Origin of the sequence: Agrobacterium sp. T29 (assembly GCF_006970545.1) — a bacterium.
Lineage (GTDB): Bacteria > Pseudomonadota > Alphaproteobacteria > Rhizobiales > Rhizobiaceae > Agrobacterium > Agrobacterium leguminum.
On record NZ_CP040640.1, the window covers coordinates 1,761,715 to 1,780,952 of the forward strand.

22 protein-coding genes are annotated in these 19,238 nt (G+C 60.3%); 12 read left to right on the plus strand and 10 right to left on the minus strand.

Annotated elements, in window-relative coordinates; translation table 11 throughout:
- Positions 1 to 72 precede the first annotated feature (72 nt).
- The 5 genes from FGF54_RS09005 to FGF54_RS09025 all read left to right on the plus strand — a co-directional run bounded on the left by FGF54_RS09005 (position 73) and on the right by FGF54_RS09025 (position 5,150).
- On the plus strand, positions 73 to 483 hold the full coding sequence (locus FGF54_RS09005) for a carboxymuconolactone decarboxylase family protein (protein WP_142779459.1): 411 nt from the start codon (positions 73 to 75) through the stop codon (positions 481 to 483).
- Between the two features lie 101 nt (positions 484 to 584).
- Positions 585 to 3,059: an ATP-dependent helicase gene (locus FGF54_RS09010; RefSeq protein WP_142779460.1), complete on the plus strand. Its 2,475-nt coding sequence runs from the start codon at positions 585 to 587 to the stop codon at positions 3,057 to 3,059.
- A gap of 102 nt (positions 3,060 to 3,161) precedes the next feature.
- A complete protein-coding gene (locus tag FGF54_RS09015) occupies positions 3,162 to 3,974 on the plus strand; it encodes a glycosyltransferase family 25 protein (RefSeq protein WP_142779461.1) in 813 nt (270 codons plus the stop codon).
- Positions 3,975 to 4,245: 271 nt separating this feature from the next.
- Positions 4,246 to 4,728, plus strand: a complete 483-nt coding sequence (locus FGF54_RS09020; RefSeq protein WP_080816515.1) for a DMT family transporter — start codon at positions 4,246 to 4,248, stop codon at positions 4,726 to 4,728.
- Positions 4,725 to 5,150 carry a DMT family transporter gene (locus tag FGF54_RS09025; RefSeq protein WP_020812062.1) on the plus strand — a complete coding sequence of 142 codons (426 nt, stop codon included), beginning with the start codon at positions 4,725 to 4,727 and terminating at the stop codon, positions 5,148 to 5,150. Before FGF54_RS09020 ends, FGF54_RS09025 begins: the two co-directional genes overlap by 4 nt.
- Before the next feature lie 53 nt (positions 5,151 to 5,203).
- On the opposite strand, the gene FGF54_RS09030 is transcribed toward FGF54_RS09025, so the two are convergent.
- Complete coding sequence (locus FGF54_RS09030) at positions 5,204 to 6,490, minus strand: DUF2778 domain-containing protein (RefSeq protein WP_142779462.1); 1,287 nt, start codon at positions 6,488 to 6,490, stop codon at positions 5,204 to 5,206.
- 458 nt (positions 6,491 to 6,948) lie between these two features.
- Between FGF54_RS09030 and pncA the strand changes: the two genes are divergently transcribed.
- Positions 6,949 to 7,575: a bifunctional nicotinamidase/pyrazinamidase gene (pncA, locus tag FGF54_RS09035; RefSeq protein WP_142779463.1), complete on the plus strand. Its 627-nt coding sequence runs from the start codon at positions 6,949 to 6,951 to the stop codon at positions 7,573 to 7,575.
- Position 7,576: 1 nt separating this feature from the next.
- Here the strand turns inward: pncA and FGF54_RS09040 are convergent, their stop codons facing one another.
- Entirely contained in the window at positions 7,577 to 7,813 is a 237-nt protein-coding gene (locus tag FGF54_RS09040) for a DUF2164 domain-containing protein (RefSeq protein WP_003522348.1), read from the minus strand.
- A 183-nt stretch (positions 7,814 to 7,996) separates the two neighbouring features.
- On the opposite strand from FGF54_RS09040, the gene FGF54_RS09045 reads away from it, so the two are divergent.
- On the plus strand, positions 7,997 to 8,716 hold the full coding sequence (locus tag FGF54_RS09045; protein WP_142779464.1) for an AzlC family ABC transporter permease: 720 nt from the start codon (positions 7,997 to 7,999) through the stop codon (positions 8,714 to 8,716).
- On the plus strand, positions 8,713 to 9,027 hold the full coding sequence (locus FGF54_RS09050) for an AzlD family protein (protein WP_080790335.1): 315 nt from the start codon (positions 8,713 to 8,715) through the stop codon (positions 9,025 to 9,027). The genes FGF54_RS09045 and FGF54_RS09050 overlap by 4 nt, the downstream gene beginning before the upstream one ends.
- Here the strand turns inward: FGF54_RS09050 and FGF54_RS09055 are convergent.
- Positions 9,024 to 10,865, minus strand: coding sequence for an aminopeptidase P family protein (locus tag FGF54_RS09055; protein ID WP_142779465.1), 1,842 nt, complete (start codon positions 10,863 to 10,865; stop codon positions 9,024 to 9,026). The genes FGF54_RS09050 and FGF54_RS09055 overlap by 4 nt on opposite strands.
- Before the next feature lie 293 nt (positions 10,866 to 11,158).
- On the opposite strand from FGF54_RS09055, the gene FGF54_RS27190 reads away from it, so the two are divergent.
- Entirely contained in the window at positions 11,159 to 11,332 is a 174-nt protein-coding gene (locus tag FGF54_RS27190; RefSeq protein WP_003522343.1) for a hypothetical protein, read from the plus strand.
- Between the two features lie 146 nt (positions 11,333 to 11,478).
- On the opposite strand, the gene FGF54_RS09065 is transcribed toward FGF54_RS27190, so the two are convergent.
- The 3 genes from FGF54_RS09065 to FGF54_RS09075 form a co-directional block, all read right to left on the minus strand.
- The gene (locus FGF54_RS09065; RefSeq protein WP_142779466.1) at positions 11,479 to 12,357 is read right to left on the minus strand and encodes a 50S ribosomal protein L11 methyltransferase; all 879 of its coding nucleotides are present in this window, start codon (positions 12,355 to 12,357) and stop codon (positions 11,479 to 11,481) included.
- Positions 12,358 to 12,451: 94 nt separating this feature from the next.
- Positions 12,452 to 13,051 (minus strand): cytochrome oxidase assembly protein Sco, encoded by a 600-nt coding sequence (gene sco / locus FGF54_RS09070; RefSeq protein WP_003522341.1) that lies wholly within the window; start codon positions 13,049 to 13,051, stop codon positions 12,452 to 12,454.
- A 141-nt stretch (positions 13,052 to 13,192) separates the two neighbouring features.
- Positions 13,193 to 13,489 (minus strand): hypothetical protein, encoded by a 297-nt coding sequence (locus FGF54_RS09075; protein WP_246666937.1) that lies wholly within the window; start codon positions 13,487 to 13,489, stop codon positions 13,193 to 13,195.
- An 87-nt stretch (positions 13,490 to 13,576) separates the two neighbouring features.
- Here FGF54_RS09075 and FGF54_RS09080 point away from each other — a divergent pair, with 87 nt between their 5' ends.
- A complete protein-coding gene (locus tag FGF54_RS09080; protein ID WP_003522339.1) occupies positions 13,577 to 14,044 on the plus strand; it encodes a chemotaxis protein CheW in 468 nt (155 codons plus the stop codon).
- A gap of 234 nt (positions 14,045 to 14,278) precedes the next feature.
- On the opposite strand, the gene FGF54_RS09085 is transcribed toward FGF54_RS09080, so the two are convergent.
- Genes FGF54_RS09085 through gcvA form a run of 3 tightly spaced genes read right to left on the minus strand, consistent with a single transcriptional unit; the run spans position 14,279 to position 16,371 of the window.
- Positions 14,279 to 14,770, minus strand: a complete 492-nt coding sequence (locus FGF54_RS09085; RefSeq protein ID WP_142779467.1) for a CreA family protein — start codon at positions 14,768 to 14,770, stop codon at positions 14,279 to 14,281.
- 46 nt (positions 14,771 to 14,816) lie between these two features.
- Entirely contained in the window at positions 14,817 to 15,425 is a 609-nt protein-coding gene (locus tag FGF54_RS09090) for a 3'-5' exonuclease (protein WP_142779468.1), read from the minus strand.
- A 43-nt stretch (positions 15,426 to 15,468) separates the two neighbouring features.
- Positions 15,469 to 16,371, minus strand: coding sequence for a transcriptional regulator GcvA (gene gcvA / locus FGF54_RS09095; RefSeq protein WP_142779469.1), 903 nt, complete (start codon positions 16,369 to 16,371; stop codon positions 15,469 to 15,471).
- Positions 16,372 to 16,569: 198 nt separating this feature from the next.
- On the opposite strand from gcvA, the gene FGF54_RS09100 reads away from it, so the two are divergent.
- Together FGF54_RS09100 and FGF54_RS09105 are read left to right on the plus strand one after the other, a co-directional pair.
- Entirely contained in the window at positions 16,570 to 17,496 is a 927-nt protein-coding gene (locus FGF54_RS09100) for a DMT family transporter (RefSeq protein ID WP_168208041.1), read from the plus strand.
- 292 nt (positions 17,497 to 17,788) lie between these two features.
- Positions 17,789 to 18,325, plus strand: coding sequence for a GNAT family N-acetyltransferase (locus FGF54_RS09105; RefSeq protein WP_142779470.1), 537 nt, complete (start codon positions 17,789 to 17,791; stop codon positions 18,323 to 18,325).
- 6 nt (positions 18,326 to 18,331) lie between these two features.
- On the opposite strand, the gene FGF54_RS09110 is transcribed toward FGF54_RS09105, so the two are convergent.
- The gene (locus FGF54_RS09110) at positions 18,332 to 19,225 is read right to left on the minus strand and encodes an aminoglycoside phosphotransferase family protein (RefSeq protein ID WP_142779471.1); all 894 of its coding nucleotides are present in this window, start codon (positions 19,223 to 19,225) and stop codon (positions 18,332 to 18,334) included.
- Positions 19,226 to 19,238: the final 13 nt, after the last annotated feature.

Consider the following 19,238-nt stretch of genomic DNA (forward strand, 5'->3'; position numbering starts at 1 on the left):
TCCGTGCATTCCTGTCGCAAATATCCGCCATTGGGCTAATCTGCCCCCGAGACGCCATAACCGGAGGAAGCCATGAGCACCGTGACGAAGACCGAAAACCCGGAAACCGATCCTCGCGTCAAGGCGGTGTTCGATGATATCCGCGCCACCCGCAAATCGGATTTCATCAACAATATGTGGCTCTACCTCGCCTTCGATGCCGATCTGCTTGAAAAGACATGGGGTGAGGTCAAGGCGGTGATGGCGACACCTTCGGCGCTCGATCCCGTGGTGAAGGAAATGCTCTATATCGCCGTTTCCGTCACCAATGGCTGCTCCTATTGCGCCCATTCCCACACGGCAGCAGCAAAAGCCAATGGCATGACCACCGAACAACATGCCGATTTGCTGCGCGTCATCGCGCTTGCCGCCAAGACCAACCAGCTTGCGGTGGCGTTGCAAGTGCCCGTTGACGCCGCTTTCGACGCCGACAGGCAAACATGAAACGAAAAAATGCCTTGGAATGGGCGTTTTGACGGTTGATACCGGAATAAAAGCAGAACACGGTTCTGGCCTTTATATCCCGAATCACTACATTGGGCCGCATGAGCAACAGTTTTGACGATATGCCGTTCTTTGATGAGGAACCCGCCGCACCGCGCAGGGCAACGAACAATGCCGGTGCGGAAAGCGGCGGCGGGCTTGGCATTGCCGCCCGCGCCATGGCGGCGCGCGATCAGACGCGTGCTGCGCCCGACTATCTTTCCGGCCTCAACCCGGAACAGCGCGAGGCAGTAGAAACGCTGGACGGACCCGTTCTCGTGCTCGCCGGCGCCGGCACCGGCAAGACCCGCGTTCTGACCACCCGCATCGCCCATATTCTTGCCACCGGCCGCGCCTATCCGAGCCAGATTCTTGCCGTGACCTTTACCAACAAGGCTGCCCGCGAGATGAAGGAACGTATCGGCGTTCTGGTCGGCGGCGCTGTCGAGGGCATGCCCTGGCTTGGCACCTTCCACTCCATCGGCGTCAAGCTTTTGCGCCGCCATGCGGAACTCGTCGGCCTGAAATCGGACTTCACCATTCTCGATACCGATGATGTCGTGCGGCTGATCAAGCAACTCATTCAGGCTGAAGGTCTGGATGACAAGCGCTGGCCGGCAAAACAATTCGCCGGCATGATCGACGGCTGGAAAAACAAGGGCCTGACGCCGCCGGACATTCCGGAGGGTGACAGCCGCGCTTTCGCCAACGGCAAGGGCCGCGAACTTTACACCGCCTATCAGAACCGCCTGAAAACGCTGAACGCCTGCGATTTCGGCGACCTTCTGATGCACCCGATCAGCATCTTCCGCCGTCACACCGATATTCTGAAAGAGTATCACCAGAAGTTTCGTTACATTCTGGTGGACGAATATCAGGACACCAATACGGCGCAATATATGTGGCTCAGGCTGCTTGCCCAGCGCGCCAAGGGTGAACCGCAGAATGTCTGTTGCGTCGGCGACGACGACCAGTCGATCTATGGCTGGCGCGGCGCGGAAGTGGACAATATCCTCCGCTTCGACAAGGATTTTCCCGGCGCCAAGGTCATCAAGCTCGAACGCAACTATCGCTCCACCGAGCATATTCTCGGCGCGGCCGGCCATCTGATCGCCCATAATGAGGGCCGTCTCGGCAAGACGCTGTTCACCGAACGCAGCAGCCCTGACGATGAAAAGGTCGTGGTGCATGCTGCCTGGGATTCCGAGGAGGAAGCCCGCGCTGTCGGTGAGGAAATCGAACAGCTTCAGCGCAAGAACCATAATCTGAACGACATGGCCATCCTCGTTCGCGCCTCCTTCCAGATGCGCGAGTTCGAAGACCGTTTCGTCACGCTTGGCCTCAATTACCGCGTCATCGGCGGCCCGCGCTTTTATGAGCGTCTCGAAATCCGCGACGCCATGGCCTATTTCCGCCTTGTGTGCCAGCCGGCCGACGATCTCGCCTTCGAGCGTATCGTCAACACGCCGAAGCGCGGTCTTGGCGATACGACGATCCGTAATCTGCACGACTATGCCCGCGCCCGCGATATTCCGATGCTGGCAGCGGCCGCCGACATCATCGAGACCGACGAGTTGAAACCGAAGGCGCGCAAGGCGCTGTTCGATGTGGTGCAGGATTTCCGCCGCTGGCAGGGCCTCTTGGAAAACACCGAGCACACCACGCTTGCCGAGCAGATTCTCGACGAAAGCGGCTATACCGCCATGTGGCAGGCCGACAAGACGGCCGAAGCGCCCGGACGGCTTGAGAACCTCAAGGAACTCATCCGCTCGATGGAGGCCTTCGAGAGCATGCGCGGCTTCCTCGAGCACGTCGCCCTCGTCATGGATGCCGAGCAGAATGAAAATCTCGATGCCGTCTCCATCATGACGCTGCACTCCGCCAAGGGTCTGGAATTCGACACCGTCTTCCTGCCCGGCTGGGAAGAAGGCCTGTTCCCGCACCAGCGGGCGCTGGACGAAGGCGGGCGCTCCGGTCTGGAGGAAGAACGTCGTCTCGCTTACGTTGGCATCACCCGCGCCAAGAAGCTCTGCCATATCTGGTTCGTTTCGAACCGGCGCATTCACGGGCTGTGGCAATCCACCCTGCCCTCGCGTTTCCTCGATGAGCTGCCACCCGCCCATGTGGATGTCGCGGCATCCGACAGCAGTTACGGCGGTTATGGCGGACGCGGCGGCTACGGCCAATCGCGCTTCGACAAGGCCGATCCTTTCACCAACAACTATTCCACCCCCGGCTGGAAGCGCGCGCAGCAGAACCGCAGCGACGCCACCCGTGACAATTGGGGCACCCGCTCCGGCCATGCGGTCGAACGCATCGGTTATGGCGAAAGCGGCCCGCGCACCCGCACGATCGACGGCGAACTGGTGGCGAAATCCGTCGCCGACACGCCATCGAAATTTTTTGTCGGCGACCGCGTCTTCCACCTCAAATTCGGCAATGGCAATATTTCCGCCATCGAAGGAAACAAGCTGACGATCGACTTCGATCGCGCCGGCCAGAAGCGCGTGCTGGACGGATTTGTGGAAAAGGTCTGATTCGACAACCGTGATTGCCTGAAGGCTGCTTTTTCCATAGCCCGCGTCATGCCGTTGCAATAAAGGAGTTGCAATGGGGAAGTGGAACTGGCGAGGACAGCTTTGCATATATTACCGAAAAGCCAGCGCAGGCTCGCCGTTTTCCTGATCAATATGGACAGCGCCACCAAACGCCTCGCGGATATGACCGCGCGCCTCGACGCCATGGGGCTCAAGGCGGAGCGTGTCCCCGGCGTCAATGGCAGGGAACTGAATTACCCCATCCCGGAATTCAGCGAGATTTCCTATATGCTCATGCATGGCCGCCGCACCTCGCCGCCGGAAATCGGCTGCTATCTCAGCCATGTCGCCTGCGCCAATAAATTCATGGCGGGCGATGCAGATATCGCGCTCATCCTTGAGGATGACGTGGTCTTCGATAATGATTTTCTCAACGCCATCGACGAGGCGGTGCTGAATGGCGGTGACTGGGATTTACTGCGGCTCACGACCGTCAGCAATGGCCGTAAATTCCCGTTCCGCCCGCTTTCCAACGGTCGTTCGCTCGCCATTGCCATCACGCGGGAAAAAGGGTCGGGGGCCTATCTCGTCAACCGCCGCGCCGGAAAATGGATATCGAAGTTGATTCCCATGCGGCTCGCTTATGACATCGCATTCGATCTGGAATATCTCGCAGGGCTGAAAGCGGCCTTCCTCTACCCGCTCTGCGCCACGCAGGATGCGGACGGAGAAAGCCAAATCCAGAACAATCTGCGCATCTACCGCCTGCCGCGCTGGCGTTATTTCACCGTTCTGCCCTATCGCGCCTATCTGGAAACCAGCCGGTTCCTGCTGCGCGGCATTCGCTTCGCCGTCGCCAAAGTGTGCGTTGCGATGGAGCGCAGCAAGGGCAAGACCGCCCCGGCCGGTCATTGATCGATCCGTCTTACACTTCGCCGGGCGTGAAGCCGACGAGATAGACCGCCGCGACCACGGCTGCGAGAATGAAAATAGAAATGACGAAAATCGTCATCCGGTTCAATGGTTTGCGCGTCGTTTTCTTCATGGTGGAATAATGCGTGGCCGCATCGCTTGTTCCGCAACGCACAGGATAATGTCGTCTAAAACCGTGAGCCGGCGCAATTCGATTCCGCTTCAGGCACATATGGGCTAAAGCTCGTCTCCATCTTCAGCTTTCCGGCCCGCCATGACAGACACGACGCATCCACGCCTCAACCCGCTGCATCTTGCCGCCGCCTTCGCCAGCGGCTGCCTTTTGACATTGATGGTGCATTTCAACGGTCAGCTTGCCCATTACGGCAATGCGCTGTTTTCCTCCTGGACGGCGCATGGCACCGGCACGGTGGCGGCGCTGATCTATCTCGCCATCATGCGTCCGAAGAAAGACGTGGGCGCGGCAGAAAAACCGAAAGCGCCGCTCTGGGCCTATTGCGGCGGCGTCGTGGGTGCGGCCATCGTCATCCTCACCTCCACCGCCGTCAATTCGCCGCTGGCGCTTTCCGGCACCATCGCGCTCGGGCTTGGCGGACAGGTGATCTTCAGCCTCCTGGCAGATCTTTTCGGCCTCTTCGGCCTGCCCAGAAGAAAGCCGGACCTGCGGGACATGGCGGCTGTGGCGCTGATCCTGTGCGGTAGTGCGCTCATCATCCTTGTCGGGAGAACGGCATGATTGTCTGGATCGCCATGGCCTTTACCGGCGGCGTCTTCGTGGCACTGAGCCGCCAGATCAACGGCCGCCTCAGCCTGTCCAACTCGCCGCTCATCGCATCGTTCTGGAACCACATTGTCGGTTTTGCCGTGCTGACGGTCATCGGCCTCATCGTCGGCGGCCTCATTCCGCCGGGCGCGGCCGATGCGCCCTGGCTTGCCTTTATCGGCGGGCCGATAGGCGTCGTCTTCATCGCTTCGGGAAGCTGGCTCATTCCGCGCATCGGTGCGGTCAATACCGCCCTTCTGGTCATCAGCGGCCAGATGGTCTCAGGCGTGGTTCTCGATCTTTTTGGCGATCATCCGCCGAAACTCTGGGCAAGCGCACTCGGCATCCTGCTCATCTTCGCCGGCATGGTGCTGACACAGCGGCGCGGTCGCTAGAGCATTTCCAGTAAAAGTGCAAAGCGGTTTTACGTCAGGAAAATGCGGAAAGCTCAGGAATCGCTGCCGCGCGAAAACATGCCGAGCAGGGTCTTGCCGCCGCTTTTACCGCCGCTGCTCGCAAGTGTCGGCCGGTTGCCGTTCAACTTCGGCACCACCACCATGCGCTTGACTTCGCCGCGCTTGAAGGCCGCAAGGAAGCGCGGGTAATCCCGGAACACCACGCAGCCATTCGATTCGCCGCGTTTCGCCAGCATGTAGGTATGCGCCAGAAGACCGTCGCGGCCGTGCGGGTTGACGCCGTTTTCCGGCGTCAGGCGAATGGCCTCGACGCCGTGGAACCGCGCCTCGCGCATCGTCAGACGATAGCTGGAAGGCGGCGTCGAACCGCGCATTCTCACATGCACGTAATCGGGGTTGTCGCGCATCTTACCGATGCCCGAATGTGCTTCGAGCTTCTCTCCATTCGGCATGTGCACCACGCCGGAGGAAATATCGTAAATCGCCGTACCGTTGCCGCGATCCGGCCACGGAACCGCATCCATCTTGCTCGGCTCACGCATCGGATTGTCAGGCTTTGCAAAGGCGAGCATGGCGCCGGTGCTCTGCTTCGGCGGCGCAGGCGCCCGCAAGGGAACCGGCGCATCGAAAGCCGGCGCCGAAGCGACGGCCGGAACATGTTCCTCGACCTTGGACGATGTCGCGGGACGCGGTGACGGCTCAACCGTCTGAGCCGTTGCAACCTCGGGGCGGAAACTCGGCAGCGGCACATCATCGGGCAGCAGGCTGCTTGCCTCTTCCTCGATCTGCGGCCGCGCCAGCGCCACTTCAAATGCCGGGTGCTGCGGAACGGCGCTCTGATAGGCAACCTCGGAGGTGCGACCCAGCGCCGAATCGACGATCGCCGACGGCTTGAGCGCGGCAAGTTGCTTCACCGTCGCCTGCCCCTTGGCATTGACAGCTGCGCCAAAGCGTTCGCCGAATTCCTTCGCGCCGATCTCGGGCATGATGCCGGCGAGGCGAACCGCCTTCTGCTGGCCGTGGCTGTGGTCGCTCAGGCGGGAAAACTTGCGCACGTGAATATCCCGCGCGGCCGCGTGGGCAATTGCCGTCTCCGTGGAAGCGAATCGCGTCACCAACGTCTTTTCAAACTGCCCGACACCATGCGAAGCGGCGGCCATGCTGTGCAGCGAGGCAAAGGCGGCGAAGGCGAAAAGGCCGGCAAAGGCGCCGCCGCCAAGGAGGGCGGACATTCGGCCGAACGCAAAGGATTTGCCTCTCTTGACGGAAGACGAACCGGCAAGACCGGCGCCATTATAGGCCGCAGCAGAAAACGCCATGATACTCGTTACTCGAACCGTTCACGCACACCCGGCCGACGCCGGAGGGATTTTGGGACATCCGAAAGGCGGGCAAACACCACGCCGGTTTCGGAACTGACTGGTTCGAAGCATGACGAATTATGGTAACCAAAGTGTTTACGAGTCCCTGCAAAAATAATTCGTTAAGGTCTGCGCATTGTAAGGCGAAGGCAAAACAATGACTTGCGCCGAGACTGCGTGCATCCGCACTGCGTGGTCCGGGGAAATGCCCCTCAAAGGGTCGTCATCGGCCTAAAAAATTTCCGTCGCCGCATTGTCAGGTAAATTCCGACTTGGCCGGAAATTTGCTGCAAATGCGGCAGGACTGCGACAGGGCAAGCCCCCTGCCCGAAACACCCGTGCCTGCCGGAGAGGTCGAAAGGGGCTTGATCCGTTAAAGCCGGCTTGGCATCCTGCCCTGAAAAGGGAGGCACATCATGAAGGCGCTGCTGCTCATCGATATCCAGAACGGTTTTTGCCCCGGCGGCAATCTGGCCGTTACCGATGGCGACAGGGTCGTGCCCATCGCCAATGCCCTGATCGACAATGGCGGCTACGATCTCATCGTCGCCTCGCAGGACTGGCACCCGGAAAATCACGGCAGCTTCGCCTCCCAGCATCCCGGCAAGAAGCCCTTCGACATGGGCGAACTCTCCGGCAAACCACAGATGATGTGGCCGGACCATTGTGTGCAGGGCACGCCGGATGCGGAATTCCATCCCGACCTCAAGACGGACGCCTTCGACTATATTCAGCAGAAGGGCGAAAACCCCGCCGTCGACAGCTATTCCGCCTTTCGCGACAATGATCAGGGGGCGACGACGGGACTGGCTGACTATCTGAGCCGTCAGGGTGTCACGCAACTCGACGTCTGCGGCCTTGCCACCGATTATTGCGTCAGTTTTTCGGTGCTCGATGCCCTCGACATGCTGCCCGGTGTGAATGTCCGTTTCATCGAAGATGCCAGCCGCGGCATCGATCCGCAGGGCATCAAGGCCGCGATTTCGACGATGCGGGAAAAAGGCGCGGCCATTCTCAAAAGCCGCGACATTTTGCGGGACTAGTTTAGCGCGGCTTCGGCTTCTCCAGCACGTCGATATCGCCTGCTGCATCCTCAAGGCGTCTCAGGATCGCGGCATGTGCATCCCTGAGCCCCTCATTATAAAAAACGTGCCCCAATTCCTCGGCCAGAAAATCCACGAAGATTTCCGCCTGCAGATGGCCGATTTCGGCTTCGGTCTCCCGGGCAAGATAATCCCGGATACGTGCGGCCAGGGCGGCCTTTTCCTGCTTTTCCAGCATCGATCTTCCAACGTCTGACTGTTGAGGGGTACGGGAGGACGGTGGTGAAGCCGTCCGTCCGGCACCGGCCATATGGGGCGTTACCGTAACGGAAGCTTCAAGGGAATCAATCGATCCATTCATGCAATTCGTTTGCCAGCCGGGCGGGACGGCGATAGAGCGGCGGGCAAGGAGTTTCCAGAAATGTTCAATGCAGATTTTCGCGAGGGATTGAAGAGCGGTTTCCCGATCGCCCTCTCCGCCGCCCCCTTCGGTGCGCTGTTCGGCGCGGTCGCAGTCGATAACGGCCTGAGCGTCACCGAAGCCACGATCATGAGCGGCACCGTCTATGCGGGCGCGAGCCAGCTCGTGGGTATCGAATTGTTCGGCCAGAAGGTTGCCCCCTGGCTGATCGTTCTATCCGTTTTCGCCGTCAATTTCCGCCATATCCTCTATTCGGCCGCCATTGCCCGGATGATCTCGAACTGGTCTTTCCTGCAGAAGGCCGCGGGCTTCTTCGTACTGGTCGATCCGCAATTCGCCGAATCGGTCAGAAAATACGAAAATACCGGCACGGTCGGCTTTTCCTGGTACATGGGCTTTGCAGCACCGGTCTATGTGCTGTGGCTGGCCATGACCATTCTCGGCGCATCGCTCGGCAATATGGTCGGCGATCCCAAAGCCATCGGTCTCGATGTGCTGCTGCCGATCTATTTCATGGGTATGGTCTTGAGCTTCCGCCAGCGGGAGAATTTCTACCCTGTCATGCTGGCAAGCGCGGTTGGTGCAACGGTCGCCTATCACATCGTCGGCTCGCCGTGGCATGTCAGCCTCGGCGCCGTCGCCGGAGTTCTCGTCGCGGTCCTCTATCCACCGAAGCCGAATGGCACGGCGAATTCTGAAAGCGGGGTGGAAACGCCATGAGCGACATGCTGCATATCGATACGCTGATCCTGATCGCCCTCGCCGCCATCGCCACCTATCTGACCCGCATCGGCGGTTATGTGCTGATGACGCGGATGAAATCCATCCCGCCGCGCATGGAGGCGGGACTGAACGCCGTTCCCGTCGCGGTTTTGACCACGCTCGTCGCACCCGCCTTTTTCGAAGGCGGATACGAGGTGAAGATCGGCATGGTGGCAGCGCTTCTGGTCTGCCTGCGCTTTCCCGGCCTGACGATGCTCGCCATCGGCTGGGCCATCGTCATCGCGATCAGGCATTTCGGGCTGCTCTAAGCGCCCCGCTCCAATGGCTTCGTCGCGGCAATGAGCCACGCCTTAACCTCCTCGTCGGTGATCAAGGGAGAAAGCTTCTCCAGAACCCCGGCGTGATACGCGTTCAGCCAGTCCAGTTCTTCATCGGTCAGGAGAGCGGGCACGACCAGCCTGCGGTCGATGGGGCACCAGGTCAGCGTCTCGAAGGAGAACATCGGCTGGTCGCCGCCGGCCACCTCTTCCGCCTCGCGTACATAGATGAGGTTCTCGATGCGGATGCCGAAAGCGCCGGGCCGATAATAACCCGGCTCGTTGGACAGGATCATGCCGGGCAGAAGCTCCTGCGTCGAAAGCCGCGAAATGCGCTGCGGCCCCTCATGCACCGAAAGATAGGAGCCGACGCCGTGGCCGGTGCCATGGGCATAATCCGCTCCCGCCTTCCAGAGCGCAATGCGCGCCAGCGGATCGAGATCGCAACCGCGCGTTCCCTTCGGAAACCGCGCGGTGCTGATGCCGATCATGCCCTTCAGCACCAGTGTGAAGAAACGCTTCTGTTCTTCCGGCACCGTGCCGATTGCGACGGTACGGGTGATATCCGTGGTGCCGTTGACATATTGCGCGCCGGAATCGACGAGGAACATCTCGCCGTCCGCAAGTGTGCGGTCGGTATCGGTGGTGACGCGGTAATGGATGATGGCGGCATGTTCGCCGGCACCTGAAATCGTATCGAAAGACACGTCCTTGAGCGGGTTTTGCAGCCCCTGCCCCACCTTGACCCGCGCAGCCTCCAGCGCCTTGACGGCGGCGATTTCGGTAACGCTGCCCGGTTGCTGGCGGTCCAGCCAGCAGAGATATTCGACCATGGCCGCGCCATCCTGCACATGGGCGGCTGCCGAGCCGGCAAGCTCCGCCTTGTTCTTGCGCGCGCGCGGCAGGCGAACGGGATCGGCCTCCTCGATAAGCGAGCCGCCCGCCGCCGTGATTGCGCCGGTCAGCGCCACCGGAGTCAAATCCGCATCCACCATGACGCGGCCCTTGGCGCTGGCGATAGCATGCAGACGGTCAGCGATCTTCGACGGCGGCAATTGTGTCGCGAGCTGCGCCAGATAGGCCTCGGTCTCGATGCCGGTCTTGCGTTTGTCGAGAAAAATATCTGCCCTGCCGTCGGCATAGATGATGGCGCGCGCCAGCGGATGCGGCGTATGCGGCACGTCATTGCCGCGAACATTGAAAATCCAGGCGATGGAGGATGGATCGGTAACCAGCAGGGCATCCGCGCCCTTTGCCGAGACCGTCTCCGCCAGCGAGGCGATCTTTTCCTTCGCCAGCCTGCCGGTAAAGGCCTCGGGCTGGATAACGACGGGCTCCAGCGGCTCGGAGGGACGGTCCTGCCACATGGCGTCGAGCGGGTTCTTTTCCAGGAGAACGACCGAACCGCCCTTGCCGGCAAGCACTTTTTCCAGCCGCTTCAACTCCGCGCCGGTGTGCAGCCATGGATCGATGCCGAGCCGGAAACCCTGTGGAGCATGTTCGGCCAGCCAGACGGAGGGCGGCGCGCCAACCAGATCGCCGCCGCTGAAGATCGATTGATCGACCTGCGATTTGAGCTGCGTCGTATAACGGCCATCGACAAAAACCACCGCCTCCGTGCGCGTCACCAGCGCAATGCCGGCGGAACCGGTAAAGCCGGTCAGCCAGGACAGGCGCTCGGCGCATTCCGGCACATATTCCCCCTGATATTCATCGGCGCGCGGCACCAGAAAACCGTCGATACCAAGGGCATCGAAACCGGCGCGCAGCGCCTCGACGCGGGCCTTGCCAAATTGCGGCGCGGATTTGTTTTCGAAGGTCTGGAACATGGGCGTCTTTCGGGAACTGTCATGAGAAAAGCTGCAAGGTTGCGCCGTCAAATCATTGGCACGCAACGACAATGCCACGCGGACAAAGCCGGTTTCAAGCCATATATGACAGACCGGATTGCGGCGATAAATTGTGCACATTTTGCGAAATAAGTAATACTCAAGGCGAATTGACATGCGATAAATGCATATCTACCCTGAGATATCCCCTCTAACTAAACAAAAACACATCGCTTATCTTCAGATCAACACAGCGAGAGAGACACTCTCCTGGCAAACAAGGATTTGAAGCAATGGCAAAATCTTTCCTCCGCACCGCCTTCGATCGCGTCGTTGAAGCACGCGAGCGTCAGGTCAGCCGCCATGTCAACGCAGCCCTTCTGAACCTCGACGACAAGTCGCTCGAAGCGCTCGGCATGAACCGCGCCGATCTTCGTCGCAAGGCAAAGTCCAGCTACGTATTCTGATGACGTCCGGCGCGGCGATCCTCCCTCCACCGCGCCGAACAGGAATACGTCGACCCGCTTGAGCAAGCTCCTCCCATGCTCGCGGGTTTCCAGGCGGCGCGAAAGCGCCGCCTTTTCTTTTGCCCGAAAGGGATGTTGCCGCTGGTTCAGTCTTTACGCAAATGCAGCGTGACCCAGCCGTTGCGCCAGATGGTGCGGATATGGGAAAGCCGGGCGCCATTATAGGCGGAAAGCACCTTCCAGCGCTGCGACGCCAGAATGCCGGACAGGATGACGGTGCCGCCGGGCGCCAGATGGGTGACGAGCTGCGGCGCCATCTTGATGAGCGGCCGGGCCAGAATATTGGCGATGATGAGATCAAACGGGCCATGCTTGCGGAAAGCGTCTGAATGGAAGCCCGGCGCGGTCTCCAGCGCCATCCCGGAGACAATGCCGTTCAGCCGCACATTCTCCCTCGCCACCTTCACGGCGATGGGGTCGATATCCGTCGCAAGTACGGGAATGGGGCGCATCTTGCGCACGGCAATCGCCAGAACGCCGCTGCCGGTGCCGAGATCAAGCGCATTGCGCACGGTCCGCGCCCGCAGAACCTCCTCGATCATCTCAAGGCAGCCGGCCGTCGTGCCGTGATGGCCGGTGCCGAAAGCCTGTCCCGCCTCGATTTCGATTGCCAGATCGTTCGCCCGCACCTTGTCGCGATCATGGGCGCCATGGACGATGAAGCGCCCTGCCCTGACCGGCTTCAGCCCCTCGAGCGACTTGGCGATCCAGTCGACATCCGGAACGGTCTCCTTCTCGATCACGAGACCGGGAAAGGCGGGAGCAAGCAGGGCGCTGACACGCTCGCGGAACTCTTCCTCCTGCTCGGCCATCAGATAGACGGAGGCTTCCCAGATATCGCGCTTCTCATCCACCTCGGTGGTAGCAATCGCAACATCCTCCTCGCCGAAATAGTCCGACATGAGATCGAGGATTTCACCCGCCTGGATTTCGGTCGTGGTGACGTAAAGTCGGATTTCGCTCACGGCGGGCTGCTTTCTCTGGATGAGGTTATTGTTCTTGCCTTTGCCACAAAACCTCGGCCAGTCCAATAAGCCCGGCGCAATTATGCCGCCTCTATCAGCCCTTCAGAAGATTCTGGAGCTTCTGCTCGGCAACTTCGGGGTTTTCGCCATAAGCAATGGTGCCGGAAAAACGGCCATTGGCATCGAGCAGGATGACGGACGCCGTGTGATCCATGGTGTAGTCGCCATTCGGATCCTTCTCGTCAACCGGCACCTTCTTGGCATAGATGCGGTAGCCCTTCAGCGTTTCGGCGATCTTGTCCGCCGGTCCGGTGATGCCGGTGATGCGCTTCGAAACGTTGGAGACATATTGCTGCATGATCTCAGGCGTATCGCGCTCGGGATCGACGGAGACGAAATAGGCCTGCAGCTTGTCGCCGGCCGGGTCCACCTTCTCCATCCAGCCGTTCAGCTCGAAAAGGGTTGTCGGGCAGACTTCCGGGCAATGGGTGAAACCGAAGAACAGCGCTGTCGGCTTGCCCTGAAAGGCCTTTTCGGTGATCGGCTGGCCATTTTGCGCCGTGAGTTGGAAAGGCACGCCATAGGCCGTCTCCACCATTTCATTACGCGTCTTCGTCATTTCGATCGTCAACCAGCTGACAACGCCGGCGAGAACGAGCACGACGGCCCACAATACGATGCGAATATTTCTCATTGTCCAATCCTACCCCGAAAGCCGGCGGCATATCGCAGGCCCTGGCAGACAGATAACGAAAGGCGACGGGGGCGGCAAATCAACTGGGCGTATTTGCGGGAACCGCGCTGATTTGTCACAAATCCGCAGCCGGAAAACGCGTCACAGGCACCAGGCGATGCCGCTCTGTACCGTGGACAGGAAAATATCCGTGCCGTGCCGCACCCAGCCGTCAAAGGCAAGAAGCACAATGGCAAGCGAGGCCACAGCGGCAAGACTAGCCAGAATAAACTTCAGCGGATGGGAAACGAGTGCGTTCATATGCCCATCATAACCTGTTTGCGTGAGCGCGAAAACCGCCAAAATACTGGGTTTTGCCGGCGGGGCAGCAGCAATTGTTAGGGAAAGTTTAAAATCTTGCTGTGCATTATGACCATAGCGGTTTTTAAGCCTCGACATGATGTCTTCCGGTCCATTCTCCGGCCACCGCATAAAGCTCAATCCTGCGCGGGCCTGTTAGAGAGCCATCAGAGGAAACCTGCCGCCATGTCCAACGCCATCAAGCAATCCGGCGCATATCTCGAAATCGTTTCCTTCCATCTGGGCGATCAGGAATTCTGCATCGACATCATGGCGATCCGCGAAATCCGCGGTTGGGCGCCGGTTACACCGATGCCGCACACCCCGCCTTATGTTCTCGGCCTCATCAACCTGCGCGGCGCCGTCATCCCCGTCATCGACATGGCCGGCCGCCTCGGCATGAAGATGACCGAGCCGTCCGAACGCTCCGCCATCATCGTCACCGATATCGGCGGCAAGCTGGTCGGCCTGCTGGTGGAACAGGTCTCCGACATGATGACCATCCGCTCCGAAGACCTGCAGCCCGCGCCCGATATCATTCCGGAAGAACAGCGCAGCTTCTGCCGCGGCATCGTGGCGCTGGAAAAGAGCATGGTCTGCTTCCTCAACCTCGACACCGTGATTGCGGACGAGCTGGCACGCGAAGCGGCCTGATTAAGCCGGCTCTTGTCTCTTGATAGGATTTGGAGCGCCTAGCGCCAGCGCCGTCGAAGCGGCGCGGGTTGCATAGTCTGGCAGTCCCGTTTCAGAAGTACTCCGTCACCCCGGACCTGATCCGGGGTCCAGCGCGATCAAGTCCTTGATCGCGAAAGACTCTTTCATGCCGCAGACGCACCGTGGCTGGATGCCGGATCAAGTCCGGCATGACGGACAGCGTCGGACAAAATCTCACGGCTTGCCCTTTTGCCATGTGACCTGCTGGTTATAGAGCGGCACCGTGGAAATCGCCATCTTGGCCGAACCGTCGGTCAGCTCCCGCGCATGCACCAGATAGATCAGCGTGTCATTCGCCCTGTCATAAACGCGGCTGACGACGAGCTTCTTCCAGACCAGCGACATGCCCTGCCGGAACACTTCTTCCCCGCCCTTCGACAGATCGATGTCGCCGATCTCCACCGGTCCCGTCTGGCTGCAGGAAATGGCGTTGTTAGAGGGGTCTTCGAACCAGTTGCCGTTCTTCAGGCGGTCGATGACACCGCGCTCGAAATAGGTCACATGGCAGGTCACGCCCTTGATCTTCGGATCGGCGATCGCCTCGATGACGATGTCATTGCCGATCCAGTCGACACCGACCTCACCCACCACCTGCGAATGCGCCGCTGTCACCGGAAGCAATGCCAGAAAGCCCGCAAACAAACCCGACAGAGTTCTCATCGTCATCGCATCTTCTCCGTTACGCTGCTTCAAACATAGGTGGAAGCCACCGTTACGCAACCCGGGAGACGGCGCGTTTTTTCATGCTGCAGGGCTGGTAACCGGTGGAGGTGAGACGCCCCGCGACCATGCCGATCTTTTCCGGCAGCTCGCGGACATGGGCGACGCGCAAAGCCTTGGCCGCCGCAATCGAAGCGGCCGCGCAGACGACGGCGTCTTCGGCGGCATTATGATGCACGAAACGCAGCTGCAGGTGATGGGCGATGACATTCAGCTTGTGCGACGCCAGATTGGGCCAGACATGCCGGGCGATCTTGACGCTGCACAGATAGGAAAGATCGGGATAGGACTGCCGGTATTTATCGAAAGACGCCCGCATGACGCTGAAATCGAAGGCGGCATTATGGGCGATCATGGTGGCGCCTTGGAAGTCGTCGATGAACTCCTCCATCACCTCGGGAAATTCCGGCGCATCTTCGACGTCGGCCGGGCGGATGCCATGCACGGCGATGTTGAAGGGCGAAAACCGCATGTCCTTCGGCCGGATCAGCCGTTCCTCGACGCGAACGATCTCGCCGCCCTCTATCCATGCAAGCCCGACGGAGCAGGCGCTGCCCCGTTCCTCATTGGCGGTCTCGAAATCGATGGCGATGGTTTTCAAGAGTGATTCCCGTTGTTTCATTCCGGCATAGACCGGATTGACGTCAAAGAGAACCGGCCTCGACAGAACCCGCTTCCGAAAGCATCCAGTCGATGAGCGTCACCAGATCGGGGTTATCCAGCATACGCCGCGGATAAACGAGGAAATAGGCGAGCGTGCTGGCCATGTCCTTCCCAAATGGCGCAATCAATGCGCCTTCCATAAGCTCGCGGGAAACCAGTGAACGCCGGGTCAGCGCAATGCCGTGCCCGGCCTTGGCCGCATCCAGCGCGCCGTTGCTGTCAATGAAGACGGTACCGCCGGAGGCATCCACGTCCGATGCTCCCGCCGCCTCCAGCCAGCGCCGCCATTCATTGCGGTTTTCATCGTGCAGAAGCGGAATGGATTTCAGGTCGCCTGCCTCCTGAAGCGGCCCATGTTTCTCCAGAAGTTGCGGCGAACAGACCGGCAGGGTGCTGTCATCGATGAAACGGATACTCTCCAGCCCTTCATAACGACCGAACCCGTGCCGCACCGCCAGATCGACATCATCCCTTGAAAAATCCACCAGCCGGTTCGTCACGCTGATGCGGACATCCACCTGCGGATGTTGCTGCTGGAAGGCAGGCAATCGCGGCATCAGCCATTGCACGGCGAAAGTCGGCGTGCAGCTCAGCGTCAGAACCGTGATCTCGGAGCGAGCCGTCAGTTCCGCCGTCGCCTCGCGCATCATCCGGAAGGCGGTACGAAGCGCGCCGTAATAACGCTCCCCCTCACGCGTCAGCTGGATGCTGCGCGGCTTGCGGAAAAACAATTGCACGCCAAGCCGCGCCTCCAGCTCCCGGATTTGCAGGCTGACGGCACCGGGCGTGACATTCAACTCATTGGAAGCAAGCGTGACGCTGCGATACCGTGCTGCGGCCTCGAAGGCCTGCAACCCTTTCAAAGACGGAAGTTCGGCTGCCATGGTTTAGCTCATCTCAATTATCGAACGAGAAACAATCGTTTGAAAACATCATAAAACAGGGAGTAAATAGACGCAACAAGACCTGAAACGCAGTGAAAACCACCCATTTCCAGTTTGAGCTAAACTCAACCGATATCGGGTGGATGGCGGCGAACCCGCCTGCGATCATGTCGATACTCATGCTTTTGGGAGATGACGATGGCGATACAGAAACAGATGGATGCCGGTGAATGGGCGATGCTTGTCGCGCTTTCGCTTCTCTGGGGCGGATCGTTCTTTTTCATCGGTGTCGCCGTCAAGGAACTGCCGCCCGTCACCATCGTCACGCTGCGCGTCAGCCTGGCGGCAATCGCGCTTCTCATCGTCTGCCGCATCCTGGGCCTTCGCCTGCCGCGTGAATGGGCGGTGTGGCGCGCCTTTTTCGGCATGGGCCTGCTCAACAACATCATCCCCTTCTGCCTGATCGTCTGGGGTCAGACCCACATTGCCAGCGGACTAGCCTCAATCCTCAATGCCACCACGCCTCTCTTCACCGTCATCGTCGCCCATTTTCTGACCGCCGACGAGAAGATGACCGGCAACAAGCTCACCGGCGTGTTGATCGGCTTTGCCGGCGTGGCGACCATGATCGGCCCGGCCGCCTTCACCGGCTCATCCGGTCTCTGGGGCCAGATCGCCATTCTCGGCGCGGCCATCTCCTATTCCTTCGCGGGCATATTCGGCCGCCGTTTCAAGGCCATGGGCGTACCGCCGCTGATGACCGCCACCGGCCAGATCTCCTCTTCGACACTGATGCTCATCCCGGCCGCCCTTCTTATCGATAAACCATGGACGCTCGCCATGCCGGGCCTCGGCACCTGGGGCGCGCTTGTCGGCATCGCCCTCTTGTCGACAGCGCTCGCCTATCTGATCTTCTTCCGCATCCTCGCCAGCGCCGGCGCCACCAACCTTGCCCTCGTCACCTTCCTCATTCCCGTCAGCGCCATACTGCTCGGTTCGCTGCTTCTCGGCGAGCAGCTGGAGATGAAACACTTCGCCGGCATGGCGATGATCGCCGCCGGTCTTGCGGCGATCGACGGCAGGCTGCTTTCCAGATGGCGTCAGCCCCGCGCGAGGCCGCAGTGACGGCAGGAGAGCTGAGGCCGCTCCGACAAAAGGTGGCCTCACGTTCCTCGTCCTGAAATTTCCGGGACTGAACGTAGCCTTGCCGTCTTGACGCTGAGCGACGCCTCTGGCCTTATGCCCGCCATGATCGGTTTTGCTATCCATATGCACCTCACCGCAACCATTCGCCCCGCAGGGCGTGTGGCGGTATCGGCGCGTTAGTCAGTCGGTCATCCCGTCCACCACCCTGCCGCATATTGGCAGGGTGCGGTGTTTCCGCTCTGCCTCGGCTGAAAAACGAAGGAGAGCAGACATGCCGGATTTCGATATTTCCCCGCCACTCGACCCCGACGCGCGCTGGCCCGAAGGCCTGTGCATTCGCGCACGCACGCTGGCAGATGCGCCGGGGATAACAGCACTGCACAATATGGCCGGATATCGCTACGGGACGCTGCGCTGGCCGCATCACACTCCGGAAGATATTCGCAAGGGGATCGAAACCCAGCCGGCCAACAGCTTTGCGCTGATCGCCATCCTCGACGGCAAGATCGTTGGCGATATCGGCCTGACGCGCCACAGCAACCGCCGGGCGCATGCGGGCAGCATCGGCATGGGCGTCCACGACGCCTATAAGGGACGCGGGATCGGCAGCGCCATGATCGGCGAAATCCTCGCCATAGCCGATCGCTGGCTGGACCTGAAACGGATCGAACTGACCGTTTTCACGGACAATGAACCGGCGCTGGCGCTTTATCGCAAATTCGGCTTCGAGGTCGAGGGACACCTCAAATCCTTCGCCTTCCGCGACGGCGAGTATATCGATGCCTATTGCATGGCGCGTCTTCGATAGTTCCGGTCAGTTGTCCAGGTGATCCGCAAACACTTCCCGAATGGTCCGCCGCGACCATTCGGCCATTTTGTCGTTACGCCCGCGCTCCGCATCCAGCACGATCAAAGCCTTCCACAGCGCCCAGCCGCGCCCGCGCTGCCATGTCGCCTCATCCAGCTCCAGCGCCCGGCGAAAAACGGCGCGGCTTTCCGCATCGAGCACATTCCACGCGAGGATGAGATCGGAAGACGGATCGCCGACGCCGGAACTACCGAAATCGATGACGGCCGAAAGCCGGCCGTCCTTCACCAGCAGATTGCCCTCGGCAATGTCTCCATGCACCCACACTCCCTGCTTCCGCCAATGGCTCGAAAGTGCAAGCTGCCATATCTCCATGGCCAGCGCCTGATCCACCTCATCGGCAAGCCGCGCCGCCGAAGCCTTCGCCTCCCCGTCATAGACCGAAAGCGAGCCGCCGCGATGGAAATTATGTGCGCCTGCGGGTGGGCCATCCGAAGCGTCCACCCCGTGCAATGCCCTTAAAAACGCGGCAACATCGATGGCGATGGTTGAAAGATCAACGCGATCCAGATACCGGGCGAGCGGTTCGCCCTCAAGCCAGCGATAGACGGACCAGCGGAACGGATAGTCCTCTCCCGGCTGCCCGAGCGCCAATGGCGCAGGGATCGGAAAAGGCAGCAGCGGCGCAAGCACCGGCAGCCACCGATGCTCCTTCTCCACCTGCGCAACATACCGGGCGGCACTTGGCATGCGGATCAGCATCTCATCGCCAAGACGGAAGCTGCGATTGTCCCAGCCGCTCAGTTCCACCGGTCGGATATTTAACCCCGCCCATTGCGGAAACTGGCTGTCAACCAGCGCCCGGACCTGCTCTGTGCTGACGACAATGCGGTCATCCATGCTGTGCTCTCCG

Coding starts and splice junctions, on each gene's coding strand:
- FGF54_RS09005 (WP_142779459.1), top strand. CDS start 73: ATGAGCACCGTGACGAAGACCGAAAACCCGGAAACCGATCCTCGCGTC.
- FGF54_RS09010 (WP_142779460.1), top strand. CDS start 585: ATGAGCAACAGTTTTGACGATATGCCGTTCTTTGATGAGGAACCCGCC.
- FGF54_RS09020 (WP_080816515.1), top strand. CDS start 4,246: ATGACAGACACGACGCATCCACGCCTCAACCCGCTGCATCTTGCCGCC.
- FGF54_RS09025 (WP_020812062.1), top strand. CDS start 4,725: ATGATTGTCTGGATCGCCATGGCCTTTACCGGCGGCGTCTTCGTGGCA.
- FGF54_RS09030 (WP_142779462.1), bottom strand. CDS start 6,490: ATGGCGTTTTCTGCTGCGGCCTATAATGGCGCCGGTCTTGCCGGTTCG.
- pncA (WP_142779463.1), top strand. CDS start 6,949: ATGAAGGCGCTGCTGCTCATCGATATCCAGAACGGTTTTTGCCCCGGC.
- FGF54_RS09040 (WP_003522348.1), bottom strand. CDS start 7,813: ATGCTGGAAAAGCAGGAAAAGGCCGCCCTGGCCGCACGTATCCGGGAT.
- FGF54_RS09045 (WP_142779464.1), top strand. CDS start 7,997: ATGTTCAATGCAGATTTTCGCGAGGGATTGAAGAGCGGTTTCCCGATC.
- FGF54_RS09050 (WP_080790335.1), top strand. CDS start 8,713: ATGAGCGACATGCTGCATATCGATACGCTGATCCTGATCGCCCTCGCC.
- FGF54_RS09055 (WP_142779465.1), bottom strand. CDS start 10,865: ATGTTCCAGACCTTCGAAAACAAATCCGCGCCGCAATTTGGCAAGGCC.
- FGF54_RS27190 (WP_003522343.1), top strand. CDS start 11,159: ATGGCAAAATCTTTCCTCCGCACCGCCTTCGATCGCGTCGTTGAAGCA.
- sco (WP_003522341.1), bottom strand. CDS start 13,051: ATGAGAAATATTCGCATCGTATTGTGGGCCGTCGTGCTCGTTCTCGCC.
- FGF54_RS09075 (WP_246666937.1), bottom strand. CDS start 13,489: ATGTCGAGGCTTAAAAACCGCTATGGTCATAATGCACAGCAAGATTTT.
- FGF54_RS09080 (WP_003522339.1), top strand. CDS start 13,577: ATGTCCAACGCCATCAAGCAATCCGGCGCATATCTCGAAATCGTTTCC.
- FGF54_RS09085 (WP_142779467.1), bottom strand. CDS start 14,770: ATGACGATGAGAACTCTGTCGGGTTTGTTTGCGGGCTTTCTGGCATTG.
- gcvA (WP_142779469.1), bottom strand. CDS start 16,371: ATGGCAGCCGAACTTCCGTCTTTGAAAGGGTTGCAGGCCTTCGAGGCC.
- FGF54_RS09100 (WP_168208041.1), top strand. CDS start 16,570: ATGGCGATACAGAAACAGATGGATGCCGGTGAATGGGCGATGCTTGTC.
- FGF54_RS09105 (WP_142779470.1), top strand. CDS start 17,789: ATGCCGGATTTCGATATTTCCCCGCCACTCGACCCCGACGCGCGCTGG.
- FGF54_RS09110 (WP_142779471.1), bottom strand. CDS start 19,225: ATGGATGACCGCATTGTCGTCAGCACAGAGCAGGTCCGGGCGCTGGTT.